The 17,170-nt window shown below is 45.2% G+C and carries 20 protein-coding genes and 2 pseudogenes; 7 read left to right on the forward strand and 15 right to left on the reverse strand.

All coding sequences use genetic code 11. From position 1 onward, the window contains the following. Positions 1–422 precede the first annotated feature (422 nt). From HUN05_13670 to HUN05_13680, 3 genes are all read right to left on the reverse strand, one after another. Positions 423–614, reverse strand: coding sequence for a zinc ribbon domain-containing protein (locus tag HUN05_13670; GenBank protein WDP86046.1), 192 nt, complete (start codon positions 612–614; stop codon positions 423–425). A 92-nt stretch (positions 615–706) separates the two neighbouring features. Next, positions 707–1,372, reverse strand: a complete 666-nt coding sequence (locus tag HUN05_13675) for a uracil-DNA glycosylase (protein ID WDP86047.1) — start codon at positions 1,370–1,372, stop codon at positions 707–709. A 386-nt stretch (positions 1,373–1,758) separates the two neighbouring features. Next, on the reverse strand, positions 1,759–2,928 hold the full coding sequence (locus HUN05_13680; GenBank protein WDP88065.1) for an IS4 family transposase: 1,170 nt from the start codon (positions 2,926–2,928) through the stop codon (positions 1,759–1,761). Positions 2,929–3,105: 177 nt separating this feature from the next. Here HUN05_13680 and HUN05_13685 point away from each other — a divergent pair, with 177 nt between their 5' ends. Beyond that, complete coding sequence (locus HUN05_13685) at positions 3,106–3,468, forward strand: HDOD domain-containing protein (GenBank protein WDP86048.1); 363 nt, start codon at positions 3,106–3,108, stop codon at positions 3,466–3,468. A 15-nt stretch (positions 3,469–3,483) separates the two neighbouring features. Here the strand turns inward: HUN05_13685 and HUN05_13690 are convergent, their stop codons facing one another. Beyond that, entirely contained in the window at positions 3,484–3,630 is a 147-nt protein-coding gene (locus HUN05_13690) for a hypothetical protein (protein WDP86049.1), read from the reverse strand. Between the two features lie 78 nt (positions 3,631–3,708). On the opposite strand from HUN05_13690, the gene HUN05_13695 reads away from it, so the two are divergent. Then, on the forward strand, positions 3,709–4,419 hold the full coding sequence (locus HUN05_13695) for an IS6 family transposase (protein WDP86050.1): 711 nt from the start codon (positions 3,709–3,711) through the stop codon (positions 4,417–4,419). A gap of 95 nt (positions 4,420–4,514) precedes the next feature. On the opposite strand, the gene HUN05_13700 is transcribed toward HUN05_13695, so the two are convergent. From HUN05_13700 to HUN05_13710, 3 genes are all read right to left on the reverse strand, one after another. After that, positions 4,515–5,069, reverse strand: a complete 555-nt coding sequence (locus tag HUN05_13700; GenBank protein WDP86051.1) for an NUDIX hydrolase — start codon at positions 5,067–5,069, stop codon at positions 4,515–4,517. A 140-nt stretch (positions 5,070–5,209) separates the two neighbouring features. Continuing rightward, a complete protein-coding gene (locus tag HUN05_13705; protein ID WDP86052.1) occupies positions 5,210–5,869 on the reverse strand; it encodes a hemolysin III family protein in 660 nt (219 codons plus the stop codon). A gap of 273 nt (positions 5,870–6,142) precedes the next feature. Further along, positions 6,143–6,853 (reverse strand): IS6 family transposase, encoded by a 711-nt coding sequence (locus tag HUN05_13710; protein WDP86053.1) that lies wholly within the window; start codon positions 6,851–6,853, stop codon positions 6,143–6,145. 37 nt (positions 6,854–6,890) lie between these two features. Between HUN05_13710 and HUN05_13715 the strand changes: the two genes are divergently transcribed. Further along, positions 6,891–7,106: a hypothetical protein gene (locus HUN05_13715; protein ID WDP86054.1), complete on the forward strand. Its 216-nt coding sequence runs from the start codon at positions 6,891–6,893 to the stop codon at positions 7,104–7,106. A 218-nt stretch (positions 7,107–7,324) separates the two neighbouring features. Here the strand turns inward: HUN05_13715 and HUN05_13720 are convergent, their stop codons facing one another. Together HUN05_13720 and HUN05_13725 are read right to left on the reverse strand one after the other, a co-directional pair. Then, a complete protein-coding gene (locus HUN05_13720; GenBank protein WDP88066.1) occupies positions 7,325–7,885 on the reverse strand; it encodes a hypothetical protein in 561 nt (186 codons plus the stop codon). 112 nt (positions 7,886–7,997) lie between these two features. Next, complete coding sequence (locus HUN05_13725; protein WDP86055.1) at positions 7,998–8,423, reverse strand: iron-sulfur cluster assembly scaffold protein; 426 nt, start codon at positions 8,421–8,423, stop codon at positions 7,998–8,000. Between the two features lie 235 nt (positions 8,424–8,658). On the opposite strand from HUN05_13725, the gene HUN05_13730 reads away from it, so the two are divergent. Together HUN05_13730 and HUN05_13735 are read left to right on the forward strand one after the other, a co-directional pair. Continuing rightward, positions 8,659–8,934, forward strand: a complete 276-nt coding sequence (locus tag HUN05_13730; GenBank protein ID WDP86056.1) for a hypothetical protein — start codon at positions 8,659–8,661, stop codon at positions 8,932–8,934. 126 nt (positions 8,935–9,060) lie between these two features. Beyond that, entirely contained in the window at positions 9,061–9,291 is a 231-nt protein-coding gene (locus HUN05_13735; protein ID WDP86057.1) for a KH domain-containing protein, read from the forward strand. A 65-nt stretch (positions 9,292–9,356) separates the two neighbouring features. Here the strand turns inward: HUN05_13735 and HUN05_13740 are convergent, their stop codons facing one another. The 4 genes from HUN05_13740 to HUN05_13755 are packed head-to-tail and all read right to left on the reverse strand — an operon-like array spanning position 9,357 to position 14,310. After that, positions 9,357–9,644, reverse strand: coding sequence for a GIY-YIG nuclease family protein (locus tag HUN05_13740; protein ID WDP86058.1), 288 nt, complete (start codon positions 9,642–9,644; stop codon positions 9,357–9,359). Between the two features lie 48 nt (positions 9,645–9,692). Further along, positions 9,693–10,745, reverse strand: coding sequence for a 2-oxoacid:ferredoxin oxidoreductase subunit beta (locus HUN05_13745; protein ID WDP86059.1), 1,053 nt, complete (start codon positions 10,743–10,745; stop codon positions 9,693–9,695). Next, positions 10,742–12,568: a 2-oxoacid:acceptor oxidoreductase subunit alpha gene (locus tag HUN05_13750; GenBank protein WDP86060.1), complete on the reverse strand. Its 1,827-nt coding sequence runs from the start codon at positions 12,566–12,568 to the stop codon at positions 10,742–10,744. Before HUN05_13750 ends, HUN05_13745 begins: the two co-directional genes overlap by 4 nt. After that, the gene (locus HUN05_13755) at positions 12,565–14,310 is read right to left on the reverse strand and encodes an FAD-dependent oxidoreductase (GenBank protein WDP86061.1); all 1,746 of its coding nucleotides are present in this window, start codon (positions 14,308–14,310) and stop codon (positions 12,565–12,567) included. Before HUN05_13755 ends, HUN05_13750 begins: the two co-directional genes overlap by 4 nt. 350 nt (positions 14,311–14,660) lie before the next feature. On the opposite strand from HUN05_13755, the gene HUN05_13760 reads away from it, so the two are divergent. Both HUN05_13760 and HUN05_13765 read left to right on the forward strand, forming a co-directional pair. After that, complete coding sequence (locus tag HUN05_13760) at positions 14,661–14,936, forward strand: EF-hand domain-containing protein (GenBank protein WDP88067.1); 276 nt, start codon at positions 14,661–14,663, stop codon at positions 14,934–14,936. Between the two features lie 49 nt (positions 14,937–14,985). After that, positions 14,986–15,696: an IS6 family transposase gene (locus tag HUN05_13765; GenBank protein ID WDP86062.1), complete on the forward strand. Its 711-nt coding sequence runs from the start codon at positions 14,986–14,988 to the stop codon at positions 15,694–15,696. A 49-nt stretch (positions 15,697–15,745) separates the two neighbouring features. On the opposite strand, the pseudogene HUN05_13770 reads toward HUN05_13765, so the two are convergent. After that, a pseudogene (locus tag HUN05_13770) lies at positions 15,746–16,141 on the reverse strand (sodium:solute symporter family protein). 146 nt (positions 16,142–16,287) lie between these two features. After that, positions 16,288–17,109 (reverse strand): annotated as a pseudogene (locus tag HUN05_13775) (IS256 family transposase). Positions 17,110–17,170: the final 61 nt, after the last annotated feature.

Genomic DNA, 17,170 nt, shown 5'->3' on the forward strand with positions numbered 1-17,170 from the left:
CTCCAGCAAAAGTCAACTCCTCCGACGTGGCTGATTGAAGGCCCATTCTCGGACCTGACTTTTACTTCCGCTGGCGCTGAGGCAGATCCGGGAACCGAAACCGTGACACAGAATTCTGAACATTCCCTCCTATCGGGCTTTATTCTTTTTATTTTGGTAAGCTGGGCGCACGGGGGAGGTTATCGAATGTCTCCATCTGATCCATATCTGAAAAACAAGATATCGCCTTTTGGAATAAAATGCTGCATTGCTGCTGGGATATTAATTTTACTGGCAATTCTTTTTTTGTTGGGGTCTCAATTCTGATAGTTTTCTATCTCATTTTTCATCCTTCATCCATGAAAGTGTATAATTCTGGATGGTATTGGCATACTTCAAACATTAAAACCCGATTCTTCTAACTGAAGAATAATTTAGCCGGCTCATGAAAATTCTTTGGGTGCGTTTGATGCACATTTCCCGATGCTGCTACCCATAAAACTGGATGCGCTCATATTCTTTACAATATCTTTACTTTTACATTTTGGACAAAATATTCCTTTTTCGTCTCCTGAAAAAACAACCCTCTCAAACTCTTTTTCACATTGCTTGCACGTATATTCAAAGATGGGCATAAGGCCTCCTCATAAATTTTATGGTCATTGAAATGGAAAATATGTCTTTATTGCCGTTTATCAAGGAAGACTTTAAAGAACAGTCCCTTTACCTAACTTTGGATGACCTGAAGAAACTGCTCCCTGAATAACTCGGCTCCCCCCATTGCCGGATGCCTTACCTTCACTGCAGATATGCCAATCATAGTTAAGATCGAGTCTGCTTTATTTCCCAAAGCAATGATCTTATTAAAGTTAAAGGCTTGTAATAGGGCTTTTAAGACAGGTGCTCCTTCTTTTATCTCTGATCTGCCCGGTGTCCTGTTTGACAGCATTCCCTTTGAGCCTTTATACGGATGCCATGGGAAAGCATTCCATAAAACAAAATTTCTGGTATCCAGGTTTTCATCAATTAATTTTTGCCAAACGATAGTGGCCGTGGGTTCGTTGAATCCGTGTTTATGTTTTTTATTGTTGCTTGTTCTGTGAAGTTGTGAATGGCAGATATGATCCGGTAAAATGCCTTGATTTATTTTATGACCCAAAACAATCCGCTCTGATGTCATTGGGATGCCGGTGAAATGACCGCCTTGATACCCCAAAGCCTCTGCTAAAAGAAGATATTTCGCATTCCTGCGTTCTTCCAGATACGCTTGTAAATTGTAGAGCCTTTTTTCGGAAGATGTCTTGTCAATGTCATTTATGGTATCAATCTCAAACCAGGGATTGAAAACCTGTTTTGTCTTCTTTTTTTTTAACAGCGTTATAAAGGCGTCCATTAGTTCCAATTCTCCACAATGATAATTCTTTTCAATCATCTCCCATTCAATATAATCCTTTAAGGCACATAGTAAGCCGGCTCAAAGGTTATAAAATAGAAGCATTTCGTTGAACAATTATAATAATTGGTAATTTATACCACCTGGGTTTGCAAATGTCACCTGGCATGGATTCTGAGATATGAGGTTTTTCCAGTTGCAGATATATAAAGGAAAAAATTGCTATTTATATCACAAGGATTTACTCGAATAAGCTGTCCTGTTCTAATTTTTTTTCATGAATGAATTGTTAAGACATTCATGAAAGAAGGATTAAAACAGATGGGCCTGCCGTATTTCTTGGTTAAATTATTAAGGCACTGCCATAAAAAATCAGTGATGTCCGGTTAGGTTTTTGCTTGCTCAATAATTTTTTGATCTTTGACAATATTGTCCCTGTTTGAACTATGAGAGCCCTGCTCCTCGCAGCCAAACAGGTCATTTAGAATGGCGGTTCGCAGCTGCCGAACTCTTTTGATCGTGACCTTTTCATTAAACTGTTTTTGGCAATGGATTGCCAGTAACAGGTAAGTGATAAGGCCGCCAAGAATCTGAACCATAAGGCCGTATTCACTGCGGGCAATGAGATGATATACCTTCAGATGTTCTTTCCACCATTTGAAAAAATCCTCAATGGTCCACCGGAGTTTATAAATTGTTGCTATTTGTTCCGCTGTTAAATCATGCCTGTCAGTTGCCACATAGTATTTGACGCCAGCAATTTTATAGCCAACAACCCGAACAGGCCTTTTCGTCTGGTTTTGATTCGGAGTACCAAGTTTAACCAGTGCATCATAAAAAATGTAGCTGTCGGAAGGGGTCTCGTGGTTATCAATAATTGTTCTTGTTGTCCTGGTTTTTATACGGCAGACAAAATGTTTGCCTTGCTCCTGAAGCAGGTCAAATTCTTTATGGGATTGATATCCACGATCCATAACACCTGTTTGCCCCTTGGAAAGTATTTTGGGAACAAAAGTGCGTTCAGCGCCGTTGCCTTCAGTCAAAAAGATTTTGTTTGGGATTCCGTGATTAATGTCAAATCCGCAATGTACTTTGGCTTTTTTACTTCCTTTTCTGTAGTTCGCCCAGTGCATTGAAAGGACTGCATTTATGAGACTACCGTCAATGGAAACCAACTCTCCTAACTCGGCGTGTTCACCCGGATGACACTCAAGAGCCTGTTTATAAAGATCCTCAAAGATAAATTGCAGTTGTTCGAGTCCCCTGTGATTGATGGCTTCACAGAAACTACTACGGCTGATACCACCGTCTGGCGCAATATTTTCTTTAGCAAAAACATTCTCCTTGAGATCCTGAATTAAATGTCGGGCAGACTTGTGCTCCTGAAGATGGAAATAAACCAAAGCATTTATCTGGTCTTCGAATGTCATTTTTAAAGGGCGGTCTCCTCGAGATTGTAATTCCGGTGCTTTTGAAAGTGACTTTATCAGAGGGCACCTGAAATTGTCAAAGTTCAGGGACCGTAGTTGTTTTTTAGGGACTGAGATGTGCGTCATTTGAGCTCCTTGAGTTAAATTTTCAAGGCGTACAAAAATTTTTACGCACATTTGTCAACACAAAACAGACTGTTTTTTCAATGATTTTAGATGCTTTTTATATGCAACAACCTAACCGGACACTACTGATTTTCAGTATATTTCAAAAAGGAATATACCCAGGTCAGACAATTTGCCATGGAAAATAAAAAGCCCCTGTACTTCAGTGAAAATGCGGTTTTAAAGCTCGACCATGCCGTGCTGTCGGCTTTGCTGATGAAACGATGGAATTTTCCAAATTCCATCATCATCCCATGCCGATTCCACCACAACCCGGAATCCTCTCCTGCCCAACTCAGACACCAGGCCCTGATCATCAACCTTGCCGATTATTTGACCCAGAAAGCCGGGGTCGGCCATTCAGGAAATCCCGTGCCGGTCACCATTAAAAATGCGCCCAAAAAAATCGGTGTAAACGAATCGGTTCTACGGCTGATCATAGATCAACTCAAGCGCAAAGAAACAGAAATAAAAGAATTTTTTAAAATCACCACCTCATGAAGAACCTGTTTTAATCTAAATATCCTTTATTTTCCGTTCTCCTATACACCCCCTTGCGGCATTGTCAAAATCATCCAGGCTTGCCTCAAGAGCCTGTGAGACCATGGTTGCGGTTTCAATTTTTGTATCCCCCTGAATGTCAACCGCAGTCAACACATCCATAATGGGGTTCTGTTGCAAAAAATTATTAATGTCTGATACAAGTCCGTTTTGGCACTAATTTATTTGCAGAGAGATAGTATGAAAAATGAAAACCCTTTCAAGTGGCGTCATTATGAAAAAGAAATCATCCTGTTGAATGTTCGCTGGTATCTGAGATATCAACTGAGTTGCAGGAATCTGGAAGAGATGATGCAAGAACGGGGCTTGTCTGTGGATCACAGTACCATTTACCGATGGGTTCAGCGCTATGCTCCTGAAATGGAAAAGCGAAGCAGGAAGTATCTGCGGCAATCAAATGATTCTTACCGTATTGATGAAACATATATCAAGGTGCGGGGGAAAATGAAGTATCTTTACCGAGCGGTCGATTCCCGTGGAAATACCATCGATTTTCTTCTTCGCAGCAGACGTAATATGGAATCTGCCAAACGATTTTTTAAAAAGATGCTGCGAGCTTCCAATAGCTCCAGACCTCGGGTTCTGAGTGTTGACGGAAATCCTGCATATCCTCCGGCAGTAAAGGCTTTGAAAGAAAAAAAGCTTCTGAATAAGGACTGTATCCTAAGACAGAATAAATATCTGAACAATATTATTGAGCAAGACCACCGGTTTATCAAAAAGCTTGTCAGAGCTGGTATGGGGTTCAAGACATTTCATTCTGCCTGGCGGACGCTAAAAGGCTATGAAATTATGAACATGATCAGAAAAGGACAAGTTAAAAATATCAGGAAGGGAGAAATTTTAAAGCAGAAAGAATTCGTCGAAAATCTGTTTTCTTATGCTGCGTAAATTTTACGCCTGAACGATCTCTTTGTCCTGGAAATATTTTTTGCAACAGAACCAATTAAAAAATAGATAAAATTTGAAAACATATCACCGCCCTTTTATAAGACCGTTCCGAAATCGGCGAATTGTTCCAGCACAATCCAGGATTTCACATCAAAAAGAAGGTCCGGCGACGATAGCAGCTGCCTTGACTCCTTTGGGGACAGCAGAACCGTCTCTATTTCCTCTGAACTTTCATTAAAATCACTGCACGGGACACCCTCGCATTCCACATACATCAGACAGATGCTTTCATCGGTCATCCCGGATGAAGAAAAAATAGGAGGGCTCAGCTTGAGCACCCGGGTCAGGCTCAGCCCGGTTTCCTCGTAAAGCTCTCTTTTACCGGCGCTTTCAACAGTCTCTCCCGGGTCAACCAGCCCTGCGGGAAAACCAAACTGGATCCCCTGCAAAGGGATTCGAAACTCTTTGATGACCACCAATTTTCCAAGGGTCTTATGATAGGGCACCACCACTACGGCATCGGGGCGAATTTTATTTCCCCTTGAGGCATAGATCCAGGTCTTGTCGGATTGATTCTTGTCCTGGTACCGGACCGACACCAGATTCAGATGTTTCTGGTCGGTTATTTTCGTGGTGTTACAGATCTTCACAGCCTTCTCCTTTTGGTCTCTTTAGGAAAAATAAGCATCAAAGGGATGAACGGCCACCCCAAAGCCAAGAGTTTTACAAAGATGGAATCAAATAACAAGAAATTTGAAGGCCGGGATGAATATTTAGGCCCGAAAAAAATTCAGATATACATTAAATATCGAAAGGAAAGCCAGAAATGACAGGCACTGCCCAGGATAACAAAACAATGCCAGATTTCATGGAACCCTAGTATGCCCGGAAAGGGGTTGGGCTTTTTAAGGGCGTAAATCACAGCCCCCACACTGTAGAACACCCCGCCCAGCGCCAGCCAGAACAGGGCAATGGGTGCAAGCGTTTTAACCAGAGGATAGGCCGCCACCGTGCACAGCCATCCCATCATCAAATAAATAAGGGTGGAAATCCATCTTGGGGCGTTCATGAAAAAAATTTTTAAAAAAATCCCCACAATGGCAATGGCCCAGACCGTGGCGAACAGGCTCCACCCCCAGGGTCCCCTCAAGGGAACCAGACAAAGCGGGGTGTAGGACCCGGCAATCACCATAAAAATCATGATATGATCGATGCGGCGAAAAATCATCAAGGCCTTTTCGGAAATCCGCAGCCCATGGTAGAGAAAACTTGAGGTATACATCATAATCAGGGTGGCACCGAAAATGGAAAAGGAAACCACATGCCAGACATCTGCCTTTAAAACGGCAAAAACCACCATCAATGTGAGTGCGGCAATAGACCCTAAAGCACCTGCCCCGTGGGAAATGGCATTTACCGGTTCCCTTAATATTTTTTTATAAACACACATAAGATACCCATCTAATCAATATAGAACCAAGGCTCAAGATCTTTTCTGAAATTTACAAAAATTTTACCAAAACCGCATCAAATCCCCCCAAAAAACACCGACAAAAAAGTAAGATCTCCCGGCACTCGATTAAAAAAAACAGGTCATACGGTAAAAACCTTTGAAATTTCAAATTCCTGTGCTAATAGTGGCAAAGGTTTTCGTAACATACATCATTTGTGGTTCTGTTGCAAAAAATATTTCCAGGACAAAGAGATCGTTCAGGCGTAAAATTTACGCAGCATAAGAAAACAGATTTTCGACGAATTCTTTCTGCTTTAAAATTTCTCCCTTCCTAATATTTTTAACTTGTCCTTTTCTGATCATGTTCATAATTTCATAGCCTTTTAGCGTCCGCCAGGCAGAATGAAATGTCTTGAACCCCATACCAGCTCTGACAAGCTTTTTGATAAACCGGTGGTCTTGCTCAATAATATTGTTCAGATATTTATTCTGTCTTAGGATACAGTCCTTATTCAGAAGCTTTTTTTCTTTCAAAGCCTTTACTGCCGGAGGATATGCAGGATTTCCGTCAACACTCAGAACCCGAGGTCTGGAGCTATTGGAAGCTCGCAGCATCTTTTTAAAAAATCGTTTGGCAGATTCCATATTACGTCTGCTGCGAAGAAGAAAATCGATGGTATTTCCACGGGAATCGACCGCTCGGTAAAGATACTTCATTTTCCCCCGCACCTTGATATATGTTTCATCAATACGGTAAGAATCATTTGATTGCCGCAGATACTTCCTGCTTCGCTTTTCCATTTCAGGAGCATAGCGCTGAACCCATCGGTAAATGGTACTGTGATCCACAGACAAGCCCCGTTCTTGCATCATCTCTTCCAGATTCCTGTAACTCAGTTGATATCTCAGATACCAGCGAACATTCAACAGGATGATTTCTTTTTCATAATGACGCCACTTGAAAGGGTTTTCATTTTTCATACTATCTCTCTGCAAACAAATTAGTGCCAAAACGGACTTGTATCAGACATTAATAATTTTTTGCAACAGAACCGCCCGGCGTGCCCTTGAAGTTAAACAGGCCTCTTTTATTCTAGACACCTATGTTGAAGCCTTGTTCGTCAATGATTTTAAAAAAGAGGCATTGGATGCCGCCAAGCGAGCATTGGCACTTGCTTCGGAAAAACGAGCCTATTACCGGGACCAGGTGGTTCGGTTTGAAAATCGGCTATAGCCGGAATATTCCATGAAATTTTAAGTGTTTTGCCAAAAAGCTATATTATTACAACCGGTTATGTCTTTTTTTAAGTCGTTTTCCATTATACAAAACCTCACCCTCCGGCAAAGCGGTTTACCTCATCTGCTGGGTTACAGTCCGCTCGCAGTAAAGGAATAGGGCTTCTCGGTCTGTGCCTTGCAGCTAAGGCAAAAACGCTTTGTGAAATATGGGGGCTAAATTCCCACCGGGAAAAAGGCTATCCCGGCGATGTGAACCACCTGCTTGATCATCCGGTCCCCCCGGCTTTCCACGATCAGGGACATGGTGTCCGTCAGTGAGATCAGCTTGCCAAACAATCGTTCAAAGCTCAGGTTTTTTTCCGGGCCGTCACAGATATTGGTGGTCAGATAGAGGCTGTTGTCTGGGGTTCGCCGGGTTTTGAGCCGCCAGACCAGAATTTCAATGTTCCGGGCGGAATTGTAAAGATTCTGGGCATCCAGAAAATCAAGTATGAACAAATCACATTTTTCATTGTATGCGGTGAAAAGCATGGTGAAAAGCCCGTACATCATTGCATATACCCGGTCCCCCCTATACTCGGGTTCAAATCCCTTGAGAATGGCGTCCGTGCTTCGGGTCTCGTTCAGTTCCGGTTCAGGAGGCAAGGGCGGGCATTGGAAAATTTTGGATATCTGGGAGTCAATGGTGGCCCCGGGAGATTTTGCAAGTTCCAGGGAATTCATTTTATAGAGTTTGCGGGTCAGGGTTTTCAGCAGGATAAGGGTCTGGTCTATGTGAATGTCCGATACCTGGTTGATATCGGTTTTGGCCAGGGTCTCAACCTTGAAATCCGTTGAGACACACCCGGCCGTCGCAAATACGAAGCAAACTATTAAGATTGGATATTTAAGAAGCGTTTCCAGACTTCAGCTCTTCAATTCCCTGGTGCATGGTTTTTACTGCCAGCTGGATGCAGTGGTGCTTTTTTTCAGGGATATTTTCAAGCACTTTGAAAACATCTCCGTCATTGATGGATAAGGCCTGGTCTAAGGTTTTGCCTTTGGCCAGGTCCACCGCGGCCATGGCAGCTGAAATAGCACCGGCACAGCCTGTGATTTCATACCGGACATCCTGGATGACCTGGTGGGTGTCTACCTTGATGTAAATCTTCATTGTATCTCCGCAGGATCCCACTTTTTCAGAGATCTGATCTGCGTTTTCAATCATACCCATATATTTTTTTTCAAGGTAATAATCAATTGCCGGTGCCGCATAGCCGGCGTCTGACAGCATTTTGCGTTCCGCATCCGATGTTGTAATTTCAGTGACCACTTAAATTTCCCTTATTTTACGCCCTAACCAAAAACAAAATATTTTACCGGGCAATGGAATAAAATATTCTTTGAGTTCATAAATATAATAACCTTCCTAAAATAATGAATTTCTTTTTGATGTCAAGGGAAATGAAGCAGATGATAAAAAACCCATGGAAAATCTCTTGACAGAATTTGCCGGGTTTGGGCAATAATAGGTTGTAATTTAAGTAAATTCTAATAAGGGGGGCCTCATGGAAGAAGAAAAAAATAAGGCGTTTTTTCTAAAGGAGAGGATTGTCCGGCTCAAGCTTTTTGACGGCACCTTGATAAACGGCCAGGTGAATATCAGCCGAAATCACGGATATGAACGTCTTTCTGATTTTATCAGTGATAAAAAAGATCCCTTTCTGGTGGTCTTCAATGCCACACTTTACGATAAGACGATTGAAAATTCTGAAAAGCATAAAACATTGTTTGTTAATAAAACTCATATTCTTTGGGTGGAACCCGACGAAGAGCAGAAATAGTGCTTGTGATTATAGACGGTTATGATATGGTATTAAAAATATACTCGTTTGATCAGCCCTTAATCGTTAAAAGTTGTAGCTTTATATACCATATTCATTATCACCTTGGCTAAAGGAGATCAGGTTATGAAAGAGTTGATTAAGTTTATTGCACAGGCACTGGTTGATGACCCGGAACAGGTTGATGTTCAAGAGATTAAAGCCCAGCAGACTCTTGTGCTGGAACTTCGGGTAGCCAAAGAAGACCTTGGGAAAGTCATTGGAAAAAAAGGAAGAACAGCCCAGGCCATGAGAACAATTCTATCCTGCGCCTCTGCCAAGGAACAAAAAAGGGTGATTTTAGAGATCGTAGAGTAAATGTTTATGGAATAAATCCTTTTTGGATTTAAAGATCTTACGAACAGCCATTTACCGAAAATGGGTTAAAGGCCGGAATTTTTCCGGCCTTTTTGTTCCTCTATCAGATGGGCAATCTTTTTTGAGGCGGGCATGCGCTTGGTTTGGTATTCCAGACAAAAGGCCTGTCGCTTTGTCATGAAAGGGCTTTGGGCCACACAGGTCACAGGCAGCCGGCCTCTGGTATACTTTGATGCCCGTCCCAGGTTGTGGGTTTTAATCCTGGCATCAAGGTCTTTGGTCACCCCGCAATACAAACTTTTATCCGAGCATTCCAGCAGATAGACCTGCCAGTCTTTTTTTTCTTTGTTCATGGTCTGGGTCTGATATCATTTTTCCCCTTGAAAATCCAAAGGGGCCTTTTATCTATAAGTTTCAAAAATTTGTTGAAGTTTCTGGTTTCCCGGACACAACTCTTTTTGGGTCAAAGTATTCAATGGTTTGTCAGTTGTTTCAAGAATTTCATGGGTCTCTTTAAGACTTTGATTGATGTGCAAAATTCCCGTGGGGATCCGGCCTTGTTCACGGTGGTCCTCGATCTCATTGATGGCCGTACGCCTATTGGTGACATCAAAGGCTGCGTCGGTTTTGTGAAGATGGATGAGGGTTCCGTCGTGCAGGGTGACAGACTGGGTTTTCCCTTGTTCACAGCTTGCCGTGATTTCCTCTTTTTCAGGGATGAAATCAACCGTGGCCGTGGCCTCCATATGGTCGCGGACCCAGTGGTAGCTTTTGGTCGAGGCCGGGGTGTTGTTAAAGGTCACACAGGGGGAAATCACATCCACCAGGGCAAAGCCTTTGTGCCGTATGCCGGCCTTTAAAAGCGGAACCAATTGCTCCTTGTCTCCTGAAAATCCCCTGGCCACAAATCCGGCCCCCATCTGAACGGCTGTTGCGCACAGGTCAATGGCTTCAAATGGATTTGGCCGTCCTTTTCTGCTGGAGGATCCCCGGTCAGCCGTGGCTGAATCCTGGCCCTTGGTGAGCCCGTAGCAGCCGTTGTTCATGACGATATAAACCATGTTCAGATTGCGCCGGATCAGGTGAACAAATTGTCCCATACCAATGGAGGCGGTGTCACCGTCGCCGGAAACACCGATGAACAAAAGGTCTTTGTTGGCCATGTTGGCACCGGTGGCAATGGCGGGCATGCGGCCGTGGACCGTGTTAAACCCATGGGATTTGTTGAGAAAATAGGCCGGTGTCTTGGACGAACACCCGATTCCGGAGAGTTTGACCACCTGGTGGGGGGCTATGGATAATTCAAAGCAGGCCTGGATAATGGCGTTGCTGATTGAATCATGGCCGCAGCCGGCGCACAGGGTGGAGTCTAATCCTTCATAATCTCTGCGGGTATAGCCTAAATCGTTTTTCGGCAGGTTGGGATGACGGAACACAGGACGTCTGGAATTCATAGAACACCTCCTTTGGCCGTCTGCGACAGCACAGTTTCAATGGATCGGCTGATATATCTTGCATCAATGGGGGTTCCGTCGATATGGGCAACAGAGACCAGTTTGTCCAGAAGAATGCCCAGTTCGTTGATGAGCAGGGTCTGCATCTGGCCGTCCCGGTTTTGTTCAATCACAAAGGTTTTGTCATGCTGGTCAATAAAGTCCAGAACCTCATCTTGAAAGGGAAATCCCCTCAACCGCATGGTGTCCAGGGCAAATCCTTTTTTCTCCAGCATCTCTATGGCCTCATAGGCCGCATAGGTGCTGGTGCCGAAAAAGATAACCCCCCAGGCTGATCCGGGGTCATTGCATTTGATTCGGGGCTTGGGCACAAGGGTTTTTGCGGTATTCCATTTTTTGGACAATCGCTCCATACACCGTTTATAGGCGTCAGTATCCTCGGTATAGGCCGCATATTCGTTGTGGGAGGATCCCCGGGTAAAATAGGCGCCTTTTTCCGGATGGGTGCCGGGCAAGGTCCTGTAGCAGACCCCATCGCCGTCCCGGTCCAGGTATCTGCCCCAGTCTTCGGTCATGGCGTCAAGCTGGTCTTTGTCAAGCACTTTTCCCCGGCAGTATTTTCGGTTGTCATCCCAGACCATGGGCAGACAGACATGGTCATTCATACCCAGGTCCAGGTCACTCATGAGAATCACCGGGGTCTGAAGTGATTCTGCAATATCAAAGCTGTCCGCCGCCATTTCAAAGCATTCTTTAGGATCGCAGGGAAAGAGCAGTACATGTTTGGTATCGCCGTGGGAGGCATAGGCACAGGCCTGGATGTCTGACTGCTGGGTCCGTGTGGGCATGCCCGTGCTGGGGCCTGCCCTTTGAACATCCACCACCACCACGGGGATTTCGGTAAAATAGGCCAGGCCCAGCAGTTCATTCATCAAAGAGATGCCGGGGCCTGAGGTGGCGGTAAAGGCCCGGGCACCGTTCCACCCGGCCCCCACGGCAATCCCCAGGGCTGCCAGTTCATCTTCCGCCTGGATAATGGCGGCCTGGCGTTTTCCCGAGGTGTCCAGCCGGTGCTGGCGGGTCAGCTTGTCAAAGGCTTCAATCACTGAGGTGGACGGGGTAATGGGATACCACCCGGCAACAGTGGCACCGCCGTACATGGCCCCAAGGGCCGTGGCCGTGTTGCCGTCCATGAGAATATGGCTGGACAGCTGGGTGCTGGGTTGTAATGAAAGCTTGCATACCCCGGGAAAATGTTCTGCTGCGTATTCAAATCCCAGTTCCAGGGCCCGGATATTGGGAGCGGCCAGCTTGGGTTTTTTGCTGAACTGTTTTGTAATGGAGTCGGTGAGAATGCTAAAATCCATATCCAGCAGATGGGCCAGCGTCCCCACATAGATAATGTTTTTAAGCAGGGGCCTGAGCTTGGGGTTTTCAATTTCTTGGTTGCAGATATGGGTCAGCGGCATGCCGATAAGGGTGATGTCCGTGCGGTTGTACCGTTCTGACAAAGATCTTGTGGAATCATAGAAAAAATATCCTCCGGGCAGAAGATCCTCATAATCTTTTTCAAGGGTCTGGCCGTTGACAGCCACAATGAAATCATATCCTCCCCGGCGGCCCTGGTAGCCCGCTTCATTCACCCTGACCTCATACCAGGTGGGCAGGCCCTGGATGTTGGACGGAAAAATATTTTTGGGGCTCACCATCACCCCGAGTCTGAAAACCGCCTTTGCAAATAAATTATTGGCACTGGCGGAGCCGGATCCGTTTACATTGGCAAACCGGACAACAAAGTCATTGACAGATTCAAGTTTTTTCATTTTTGCCCTGCCTTTGGGGGATTATAGGTGTATTTTTGCATGTCCCAGGCCGCGGTTGGACACCGTTCTGCGCACAGTCCGCAATGAAGGCAGAGGTCTTCATCTTTTACCATGACGCGTCCTGTGGCAAGTGTATCAGAGACATACAGGGGTTGGCTTTCATTTTTTGCAGGAACTCCAAGGCTGGATCTCAGCTCCTGTTCATCCTTGTTTTTAACAAAATTAATGCAGGTGGTGGGGCAGACATCCACACAGGCATCGCATTCAATGCACAGGTCCGGGGTAAACACCGTCTGGATATCACAGTTGAGACAGCGCAGTGACTCTTTGGACCCCACTTTGGGGTTGAATCCCAGTTCCACTTCAAGGAGGCGGTCCTTGATGGATTTAACCTTGGACACCATGGGCACCGGATGCCGCATCTTGTCCGAGACCTGGCTGTTGTAGAGCCAGTCCTTCATCCCCATTTTCTGGCCGGCAAGGGTGGTCACGGGCAGGGGCCGTTTTTTAAGATCCTTTCCATTGCAGAACAGGTCAATGGAAAGGGCGGCCTCGTGACCATGGGCCACGGCCGTGATCACATTTTTCGGGCCAAAGGCGGCATCACCGCCGAAAAAAACATGATCCAGATCAGACTGAAAGGTGAGTTCATCCACCCGGGGCCGGCCCTGATCATCAAAGGTGAGGCCGATATCTTTTTCAATCCAGGGAAAGGCATTCTGCTGGCCCACGGCCAGCAGGACTTCGTCGCAGGGGATAAACAGGAGTTCTCCTTCTGCCTTGTCCGGCAGCAGCTGTTTGAAATTCATCCCTTTTAAGACCTTGCCTTTCATGACAAAATCTACAGGAGAGAGGTGCTCTAAAATCGGGATATCCTCCCTGACAGCATCTTCAATCTCCCAGGGGGAGGCCTTCATCTGTTCACGCCCGCCCCGGATGATCACCTTGACCTTTTTTCCCCCAAGTCTGCGGGCGGTCCTACAGCAGTCCATGGCCGTATTGCCCCCGCCGATCACCAGGGTGGTTTTGCCGGTTTTTTTGGTGTGCCCGTATTGGACACCGGCCAGCCATTCAATGCCGACATGGACAAACGCTTTGGCAGCCTTTCGTCCGGGCAGATCAAGGTCACGGCCCCTTGGGGCGCCGGTGCCCACAAAAACAGCATCATGGCCTTTGGCGAGAAATTCTTTCATGCTGGGGATATAGGTATTTAAATGGGTATTCACCCCCATGTTCAAAATGGCGTTTACCTCTTGGTCCAGCACTTTTTTGGGCAGCCTGAACGAGGGCACCTGACTTCTAACAAATCCGCCGGCTTCAAGCTGGTCATCATAAAGATCAATGGTATAGCCCAGCCGTACAAGATCCCGGGCCACGGTAAGAGATGCAGGGCCTCCGCCGATCAAGGCGATTTTCTTTCCGTTTTTTTTAGGGGGTGGTCCTGGCATGAGATTGGTCACATCCCCTTTGTTGTCCGCGCAGACCCGTTTGAGCCGGCAGATGGCCACGGCCTTTTCTTCCACCCGGGTCCTTCGGCAGGCCGGCTCACACGGCCTGTCGCACACCCGGCCCAGAATGCCGGGAAAGACGTTGGATTCCCAGTTGAGCATATAGGCCTGGGCATATTTTTTTTCAGCAATCAGTCTGATGTATTCCGGTACCGGGGTGTGGGCCGGACATGCAAACTGGCAGTCGATCACGCGATGAAAATATTCAGGATCGTTAATATCTGTTGGATTCAATGCCTTTTCTCCCGCTGTTATAAAGGTGAATTCAATCGATGCCAAAGATGACAACAAACACAGCCATGGTTTAGCTGTATCATCTTGCCGGATTCATGCGCTTTGATTAAATGTCGTTAATTTTTAAACGAAAAATGAAAAACATCTGCATGAATACCGTCTGTGCTGAAACCATGGTGGAGTTTACCTGTTTTTCATGGAAACGGTCAAGGACGTTTTCTAGTCTGTGAATCTCTTTGCCCGAAAAAGGGTGAAGGCAGATGATGCAGAAGAATTATATTTTTTTTCGATTATGGGTTTGGTGTAAGAGGGGACCGGATAAACCATACTAATTTGATAGGAAATAAAAAATGAAAAAATTCATGGTTTTTGGCCTGGCCGTTTTTGTATTGTTCGCCCCGCTATCTGCCTGCTTTGCAGACTATCACGGGGAAGACCACCTGTGTTTTATGCAGGTTGACATGGACCAGGACGGGCGTGTGACTTTTCAGGAATTTGAAAAGGCCTATGGTAATGATCCTGAAAAATTCCAGGCAATGGACCAGGACCATGATGGTCAACTTACCCATGATGAGTATGAAGAATACGTGTACAATCAGGAAGGTTCTGTTGCAAAAAATTATTAATGTCTGATACAAGTCCGTTTTGGCACTAATTTATTTGCAGAGAGATAGTATGAAAAATGAAAACCCTTTCAAGTGGCGTCATTATGAAAAAGAAATCATCCTGTTGAATGTTCGCTGGTATCTGAGATATCAACTGAGTTACAGGAATCTGGAAGAGATGATGCAAGAACGGGGCTTGTCTGTGGATCACAGTACCATTTACCGATGGGTTCAGCGCTATGCTCCTGAAATGGAAAAGCGAAGCAGGAAGTATCTGCGGCAATCAAATGATTCTTACCGTATTGATGAAACATATATCAAGGTGCGGGGGAAAATGAAGTATCTTTACCGAGCGGTCGATTCCCGTGGAAATACCATCGATTTTCTTCTTCGCAGCAGACGTAATATGGAATCTGCCAAACGATTTTTTAAAAAGATGCTGCGAGCTTCCAATAGCTTCAGACCTCGGGTTCTGAGTGTTGACGGAAATCCTGCATATCCTCCGGCAGTAAAGGCTTTGAAAGAAAAAAAGCTTCTGAATAAGGACTGTATCCTAAGACAGAATAAATATCTGAACAATATTATTGAGCAAGACCACCGGTTTATCAAAAAGCTTGTCAGAGCTGGTATGGGGTTCAAGACATTTCATTCTGCCTGGCGGACGCTAAAAGGCTATGAAATTATGAACATGATCAGAAAAGGACAAGTTAAAAATATCAGGAAGGGAGAAATTTTAAAGCAGAAAGAATTCGTCGAAAATCTGTTTTCTTATGCTGCGTAAATTTTACGCCTGAACGATCTCTTTGTCCTGGAAATATTTTTTGCAACAGAACCAGCTGGAGGCCGGAGTAAAAAATTGAATAGAGAAAGGCGGCCAGAACAGTGAGCCAGCGAACGCCTTCATTGTTGTAGTAATAGGCAAACATATCTCCGGGAGTGATAAATCCGTAACGTTTGCCCCAAAGCCAGTTTCTTTTGGCAAAAAAGGCCCCTGTAATGGGAATGGTTAATACGTAAAAAGAGGCAAAGGCATATACAAACCCTGCTTTCCAGATCAAACCTGGATGCCCGATAAAGGTCCAGCCTGAAAATGAGGCAGCCGTGGCTGCCATCAAAAAGGCAATAAAGGGAATGGAGCGCCCGGCTATGGCGTAACCAGAAGCCTTCTTCTCCGTGAAGAATCCCCTAAGTCCCCACCAAAGGGAATGTTCAGAATTCTGTGTCACGGTTTCGGTTCTCGGATCTGCCTCAGCGCCAGCGGAAGTAAAAGTCAGGTCCGAGAATGGGCCTTCAATCAGCCACGTCGGAGGAGTTGACTTTTGCTGGAGTGGAGTTCCTGGAACCATCTTTTCCATCTGTAAATAAATCCCTATCAAATTCCCAGCTCTTTATCCAGCCGGCCTTCAAAGAAAATTGCCAACTGGGAAATTGTCAGTGACCAATTTTGAATCGGCATTGTCCATTTTTTACTGGCGTTCTGGATCCCCATGTAAAGCAGCTTTAACAGGCTGTCCTGGTTCGGGAATGATCCCTTTGTTTTGGTCAGTTTTCGAAACTGTCGATGCACAGCCTCAATGGTATTTGTGGTGTATATTATCCGTCGAATCTCTTCTGGATATTTAAAGAAATGACTGAGGCGTTCCCAGTTGTTCCGCCAGGATTTTATCACAATCGGGTATTTGTCATTCCATTTATTTTCCAAGATATCCAGTTCTTCTTCGGCCAGATCCTTATTGACCGCTTTATAAACACGTTTTAGATCTGCCATAAATTTCTTTTTATTTTTGGAACCAACGTATTTCAATGAATTTCGGATCTGGTGGACTACGCAGAGTTGAACTTCTGTGTCCGGGAATATGGTCTCAATGGCCTCGGGAAAACCTTTTAGACCATCAACACAGGCAATCAGGATATCTTTTACCCCTCGGTTTGAAAGGTCTGTTAACACCTGCAGCCAGAAGTTCGCACCCTCATTCTCGGATATGTACAGCCCAAGAACCTCTTTGCGGCCCTCGATATTCACCCCAAGAATTGTGTAAACGGCTTTGCTGCTGACCTTTCCGTTTTCTCGTACTTTATAATGTATGGCATCAAGCCATACGATTGGGTACACATTTTCCAACGGCCTGGCCTGCCATTCTTTGACGGTATGGATGATTTTATCGGTAATGGTGCTCAGAGTGGCATTTGAAATCTGGTTCATCAGAAAATCGCGTACCTGGACTGAGAAACATCACTGGGAAGGCAATAACACA

Source organism: Desulfobacter sp. (assembly GCA_028768545.1).
Taxonomy (GTDB): domain Bacteria; phylum Desulfobacterota; class Desulfobacteria; order Desulfobacterales; family Desulfobacteraceae; genus Desulfobacter.

Bases quoted from the DNA above. Each gene is read 5' to 3' on its own strand.
- HUN05_13735 (WDP86057.1), top strand. From the start codon at position 9,061: ATGAAAGAGTTGATTAAGTTTATTGCACAGGCACTGGTTGATGACCCG.
- HUN05_13745 (WDP86059.1), bottom strand. From the start codon at position 10,745: ATGAATTCCAGACGTCCTGTGTTCCGTCATCCCAACCTGCCGAAAAAC.
- HUN05_13695 (WDP86050.1), top strand. From the start codon at position 3,709: ATGAAAAATGAAAACCCTTTCAAGTGGCGTCATTATGAAAAAGAAATC.
- HUN05_13680 (WDP88065.1), bottom strand. From the start codon at position 2,928: ATGACGCACATCTCAGTCCCTAAAAAACAACTACGGTCCCTGAACTTT.
- HUN05_13710 (WDP86053.1), bottom strand. From the start codon at position 6,853: ATGAAAAATGAAAACCCTTTCAAGTGGCGTCATTATGAAAAAGAAATC.
- HUN05_13670 (WDP86046.1), bottom strand. From the start codon at position 614: ATGCCCATCTTTGAATATACGTGCAAGCAATGTGAAAAAGAGTTTGAG.
- HUN05_13750 (WDP86060.1), bottom strand. From the start codon at position 12,568: ATGAAAAAACTTGAATCTGTCAATGACTTTGTTGTCCGGTTTGCCAAT.
- HUN05_13685 (WDP86048.1), top strand. From the start codon at position 3,106: ATGGAAAATAAAAAGCCCCTGTACTTCAGTGAAAATGCGGTTTTAAAG.
- HUN05_13705 (WDP86052.1), bottom strand. From the start codon at position 5,869: ATGTGTGTTTATAAAAAAATATTAAGGGAACCGGTAAATGCCATTTCC.
- HUN05_13730 (WDP86056.1), top strand. From the start codon at position 8,659: ATGGAAGAAGAAAAAAATAAGGCGTTTTTTCTAAAGGAGAGGATTGTC.
- HUN05_13690 (WDP86049.1), bottom strand. From the start codon at position 3,630: ATGGATGTGTTGACTGCGGTTGACATTCAGGGGGATACAAAAATTGAA.
- HUN05_13675 (WDP86047.1), bottom strand. From the start codon at position 1,372: ATGGACGCCTTTATAACGCTGTTAAAAAAAAAGAAGACAAAACAGGTT.
- HUN05_13740 (WDP86058.1), bottom strand. From the start codon at position 9,644: ATGAACAAAGAAAAAAAAGACTGGCAGGTCTATCTGCTGGAATGCTCG.
- HUN05_13765 (WDP86062.1), top strand. From the start codon at position 14,986: ATGAAAAATGAAAACCCTTTCAAGTGGCGTCATTATGAAAAAGAAATC.
- HUN05_13760 (WDP88067.1), top strand. From the start codon at position 14,661: ATGAAAAAATTCATGGTTTTTGGCCTGGCCGTTTTTGTATTGTTCGCC.